We start from the raw sequence: 471 nt of genomic DNA on the forward strand, positions 1-471 counted from the left end.
TATAATTAAATTAGCATTTATTTCTTTTTTTGGAATTAATTCTATAATTTCTTCTTTAATTTTCTTTGGTCTACCCATTTTGTTAAAATCCTTTTTTTAGTACTTTACATTTATTTTAATTAAAATTTAAGTAACATTAACATTATGACAATACAATATAATACTCCTGCTATAGAAAATTTAAATAACAAATTTGGCGAAATATATCCAAATAATGATAAGCCTATATACGGACATAGAGTTTCTGATATTTTATCTTTTTTACCTGATCAAACTAGAGAACAATATAATACACAGCAAAGATCTAATGTAATGGTAAATGATGGTAATAATAATAAAATAGAACCTAAAAATTTTAAGACTGCTAGAGAATACGAATTAGCTTTATCGTCAGTTTATGAAAAAGAAATATCAGCAAAATTAGCTATACAAAATGGTAATAATGATATAGTTGCACAGACAGAAGCTTTA

1 protein-coding gene is annotated in these 471 nt (G+C 23.4%); it reads left to right on the top strand.

Going from position 1 to position 471, the window contains the following annotated elements; all coding sequences use genetic code 11:
- Positions 1 to 144 precede the first annotated feature (144 nt).
- A partial coding sequence (locus AC3DEV_RS16910; protein WP_488372854.1) for a hypothetical protein occupies positions 145 to 471 on the top strand: 327 nt, incomplete at its 3' end.

It is taken from the genome of Dietzia sp. IBK-p2-15D, from assembly GCF_057773105.1.